The organism is Methylobacterium sp. B1, from assembly GCF_000333255.1.
Classification (GTDB): Bacteria; Pseudomonadota; Alphaproteobacteria; order Rhizobiales; family Beijerinckiaceae; genus Methylobacterium; species Methylobacterium fujisawaense.
The window spans coordinates 1-4,180 of sequence record NZ_BACT01000037.1; the positions used below are offsets into that span (position 1 = coordinate 1).

At 71.7% G+C, this 4,180-nt stretch carries 6 protein-coding genes; 3 read left to right on the forward strand and 3 right to left on the reverse strand.

All coding sequences use genetic code 11. The annotated features are described in order from the left end of the window. Positions 1–80 precede the first annotated feature (80 nt). The 3 genes from I53_RS01005 to I53_RS01015 all read right to left on the reverse strand — a co-directional run bounded on the left by I53_RS01005 (position 81) and on the right by I53_RS01015 (position 2,189). The gene (locus tag I53_RS01005) at positions 81–596 is read right to left on the reverse strand and encodes a GNAT family N-acetyltransferase (protein ID WP_043345740.1); all 516 of its coding nucleotides are present in this window, start codon (positions 594–596) and stop codon (positions 81–83) included. Then, positions 593–1,267, reverse strand: coding sequence for a tRNA (adenosine(37)-N6)-threonylcarbamoyltransferase complex dimerization subunit type 1 TsaB (tsaB, locus tag I53_RS01010; protein WP_043345752.1), 675 nt, complete (start codon positions 1,265–1,267; stop codon positions 593–595). The genes I53_RS01005 and tsaB overlap by 4 nt, the downstream gene beginning before the upstream one ends. Before the next feature lie 355 nt (positions 1,268–1,622). Further along, positions 1,623–2,189, reverse strand: a complete 567-nt coding sequence (locus I53_RS01015) for a NifU family protein (RefSeq protein ID WP_043345741.1) — start codon at positions 2,187–2,189, stop codon at positions 1,623–1,625. Between the two features lie 186 nt (positions 2,190–2,375). Between I53_RS01015 and I53_RS01020 the strand changes: the two genes are divergently transcribed. The 3 genes from I53_RS01020 to I53_RS01030 all read left to right on the forward strand — a co-directional run. Further along, complete coding sequence (locus tag I53_RS01020) at positions 2,376–2,834, forward strand: atp-dependent helicase (protein ID WP_306307419.1); 459 nt, start codon at positions 2,376–2,378, stop codon at positions 2,832–2,834. Positions 2,835–2,955: 121 nt separating this feature from the next. Beyond that, a complete protein-coding gene (locus tag I53_RS01025) occupies positions 2,956–3,393 on the forward strand; it encodes a DUF2934 domain-containing protein (RefSeq protein WP_043345746.1) in 438 nt (145 codons plus the stop codon). A gap of 169 nt (positions 3,394–3,562) precedes the next feature. Then, the coding region (locus tag I53_RS01030) for an HAD family hydrolase (protein ID WP_043345749.1) at positions 3,563–4,180 on the forward strand (618 nt) is incomplete at its 3' end.

A 4,180-nucleotide genomic window follows, 5' to 3' on the forward strand; every position in this document is an offset into this window, starting at 1 on the left:
TCCAGTGCGGAGGCCCCAGCACCGCGAAGGCGAGGCCGAGAGCCGCGACGCGCCAAGCGATACCGAGGCGGCTCACGGCGTCACAGATCGGCGCTCATCGTCAGCGCAGTCGCACGGCTGCCGTCGGCCTTGAGATAGTAGCCGGTGCGCGAGCCCACCTGTCGGAAGCCGTGGCGCGCGTAGAGCCGCAGGGCGGGGGCGTTGCCCTCGTCGACCTCCAGATGCACCCGGGCGACCCCGGCGAGGGCGAGGCTCGACAGGTGCTCGCGGAGCAGCTTGCGGCTGTGGCCGCCGCCGCGCAGCGCCGGGGACAGGACCACCGTCAGGATCTCCGCCTCGTCGGCCGCCCGGCGCGAGAGCACGAAGCCGTGGAGCGTGCCCGCACGCCACAGGGCGTGCGCCTGGGTCGAACGCTCGCAGAGCATGCGCTCGAATTCGTGGGCCTCCCAGGGCCGCGCGAAGGCGGTCGCGTGGAGCCGGGCGAGGGCAGGGGCCTGCGCCGCGTCGCGGAGCGGGGCGACGTAAGGCTCCGGGGTCAGCGCGTCCCACCACGCGAACCACCAGTCGAAGGGCCAGAAAGGCAGCGGGCGGGTCATCGCCGTGCGATCCGCGCATGATCCTGCGGCCGGGCATCCGGCCCGCGCAGGTAGAGAGGCCGTGCCAGCGCCTGCGCCGGGTCTGCGACGAGACCGAGGGAGGCCACCGACGCGATATCCGGGCCGGATACGTTGGCGACGCGCGCCGCGACGCCGTGTTCGGCGAGCGCCGTGGCCAGCATCGGTGCACCGGAGCCCGTGAGCACCACCGGGCCGGAACCCAGCTGCTCGGCCGCCGCCTCGACGGCGAGGTGCGCGGGGGCGAGGCCGTCGCCGGGACCGAGGGCCTGGACGTAGACGGCGCCGTGGCGGGCATCGATCACCGCCGCGATCGTGCCCTCGACGGTCTCCGCCAGGAGGGGAGCGAGGAGAGCCGAGAGGGTGCCGACGCCGACGACCGGCTTTCCGGTGGCGAGTCCGATGGCCCGCGCCGCCGACAGGCCGACCCGCAGCCCGGTGTAGCTGCCCGGCCCGACCGTCACGGCGACGCGGTCGATCGCCTCAAATCCGCCCTCGACCCGGGCGATTACCCGCTCGATCAGCGGCAGCAGGGATTCTGCGTGGCCGCGCGCCATCGGCAGCGCCTCGGCGGCGAGGGGCGCCTCGGACTCCTCCGCCATGACGCAGGCGGCGCAGGTGTCCAGCGCTGTGTCGATGGCCAGGATACGCACGCTCACTCCCACAGGACGGTCCGAACCGGCCGCTTCCTCCTGCGTCACGACGGACGCGAAGAGTCTCAAGCGTTAGAGCAAAACCGCCGCTTCGTCAGCGGCGGGGGAGACCGAGCCAGCTCTTCGGCGGTCGAGTGTTGCCGGCTTGCGCCGCTCGGCCTGCATACTGGGAGGCCCCAAGGCCGCACCAAGGTCGGACGCCTTCGCTCGGCGCGCGGCCGCGGCACGGATCACGCCCTATGGCGCCGGCGACGACGCGCGTCACCCGCTTGAAACGCAGCGTCGACGGCCTTGGGAAAGCTCGAGGGCGATGCCGGCCGGCAGGATCCTCGAGCTATACCGCGGAAAAGGATCTTCAGATCGCCTGGACTTCGCGGATCTCCGGCAGGAAGTGCCGGAACAGGTTCTGCACGCCGTGCCGCAGGGTCGCCGTGGAAGACGGACAGCCCGAGCAGGCGCCCTTCATTTCCAGGTAGACCACGCCCTCCTTGTAGCCGCGGAAGGTGATGTCGCCGCCGTCGCCCGCCACCGCCGGGCGCACCCGGGTCTCGAGCAGGTCCTTGATGGTCACGACGGTGTCGTGGTCGGCCTCGTCGTAGAACTCGTCGCTGGGCTCGATCTCGCCGTGGCTGCCCTCGGCCATCACGGGCACGCCGGACTGGAAGTGCTCCATGATCGCACCGAGCACCGCCGGCTTCACCTGCGCCCATTCCGAGCCGTCCTCGGCCTTGGTCACGGAGATGAAGTCGTGCCCGAAATAGACGCCCGCCACACCCGGGACGGTGAACAGCGCCGCAGCCAGGGGCGAGCGGGCGGCGGCCTCGGGATCCCGCGCCTCGAAGGTCGATTCCGGAAGGACGACACGGCCGGGCAGAAACTTCAGGGTGGCCGGGTTCGGCGTGGCTTCGGTCTGGATGAACATGGTGGGATCACTCCGCTGCGCCGGTTCAAGGCCGGCCGGGACAGGCGCCGCGAGGCACCGCCTTCCATGTGGACCGGCAAGCGGATTTTCTCAACCGGTCGTGGCGTCCGCGCCCATCGACGAGAGTGGACATTCCTGCAGCGGCGCGACAGGACGGGCGGAATCGGGATGCCAGAGGAGCCGGCAGTGGACGTGACCGCGGACCAGACCCTCGCGCAGGAATTGCTGAAGGATCTGCGCGAGACACAGATCAAGCTGGAAGCCGCGCGGACGGAGGCGGCGTCGCTCAAGGTGCTGCTCGCGTTGCGCACCCATCAGCACGACCAGTCCTGGCAGGACGGGCGGCGCCTGGCGGCCGCGCTCGAAGACGCGGAGGCGCGCACGAAGGCGGCCACGGAGCGCGACGCGGCGCGGGAGAACACCGCGTCGGCCGAAGCCGTGGCGATGGCCGACGAGCGCACCGAGGCGGTCCGGACCGTGCTGTCGGCCGTCCTCGCGAGCATCGGCCAGCGCGCCCTCGACCGGCGCCGGTTCCAGGAGATGATCGCCCGGGCCGGACGCGAGGCGCCGGATCAGGGACCGGGTGCGGCTCGCCACGCGGTACTCCTGACCGAGGCGCGGCGGGTGCTCGGGATCGCCGAATAGGCCGCGCGCACGTTCGCTCGGAGCGGGCCGCGTCCGGCTCCCGGCCCCGGCGGGCAGGGTTAACCGACGCTTAACCCGGCTCTCCCATCGTCGATCCCGGGACGGACAGGAGATCGACTGCATGCTGATCAGCGAGCATCAGGTGCGCGAATGCGCCTACTACATCTGGGAGAACGAGGGCCGGATTCACGGCCATGCGGCCGCCCACTGGATCCGCGCCGAAGCCGAGCTGCGCGCCAACGCGATGCTGGCGGCCGGCGTCGCCTCCAAGACGGTCGAAGCTCCGAAGGCCACCAAGGCCGCCGCTGCGAAGACCGCCGCTGCGAAGACCGCTTCGGCCAAGCCCGCGGCCGCCAAGTCTGCGGACGCCAAGCCTGCGACCACGAAGTCGGCCTCCGCTAAGCCGACCGCCGCCAAGCCGACCGCTGCCAAGCCCGCGGCCGTGAAGGCCGCCGCGAAGCCGGTGGCCCCGAAGACCGTTCGCGCGTCCAAGGCGGCGGTGACCGCCGGCCTCGCCGCCAAGGCGAAGCCTGCCCGGACCGCAGCCTCGATGCACTGACGGGCCGGCGCCGCCGCGCCGATGACGTTTCAGGAGCCCGCTTCCCGAGGGGAGGCGGGCTTCCGTCGTTCCAGCATCCGGGTCCGCGGGTGCGGCCTCAAGGAACAGGCTGGCCTCGGCCCGGTTGTCCGGCCGAACGCGGGCGCCGGGCACCGCGAGGGGGCTCGCGATGCGCGCGGCGATTTTCGACATCGACGGAACGCTGCTCGACAGCGTCGATCTGCATGCCCGGGCCTGGGTGGAGGCCTTCGCGCATTTCGGCGTGACGACCGACCCGACGGAAGTGCGCCGACAGATCGGCAAGGGCGGCGACGAGTTGATGCCCGTCTTCCTGTCGCAAGAGCGGATCAGGCGCGAGGGCGAAGCGATCGAGGCGTACCGCTCGGACCTGTTCAAGCGGCGCTACCTGCCGGATGTGCGGCCCTTCCCCGGTGTCCGCCCGCTGTTCGAGCGCATCCACGAGGCCGGCCTGACCATCGCCCTGGCCTCGTCCGGCAAGCGTACCGAGGTGGATCGCTACACCGAGATCCTCGGGATCGGCGATCTCGTGGACGTCGCCACCAGTGCGGACGATGCCGACCGCTCGAAGCCGCATCCTGACATCTTCCAGGCCGCCTTGCGGAAGCTCGACGGCGTAGCGCCAGACGCGGCGCACGTCGTCGGCGACACGCCCTACGATGCCGAGGCCGCGGCAAAGGCGGGACTGCCCACGATCGGCCTGCTCTGCGGCGGCTTCCCGGAAGCGGATCTGACGGCTGCGGGCTGCGGGCGATCATCGAGATCCCCA

Coding starts and splice junctions, on each gene's coding strand:
- I53_RS01005 (WP_043345740.1), bottom strand. CDS start 596: ATGACCCGCCCGCTGCCTTTCTGGCCCTTCGACTGGTGGTTCGCGTGG.
- I53_RS01015 (WP_043345741.1), bottom strand. CDS start 2,189: ATGTTCATCCAGACCGAAGCCACGCCGAACCCGGCCACCCTGAAGTTT.
- I53_RS01025 (WP_043345746.1), top strand. CDS start 2,956: ATGCTGATCAGCGAGCATCAGGTGCGCGAATGCGCCTACTACATCTGG.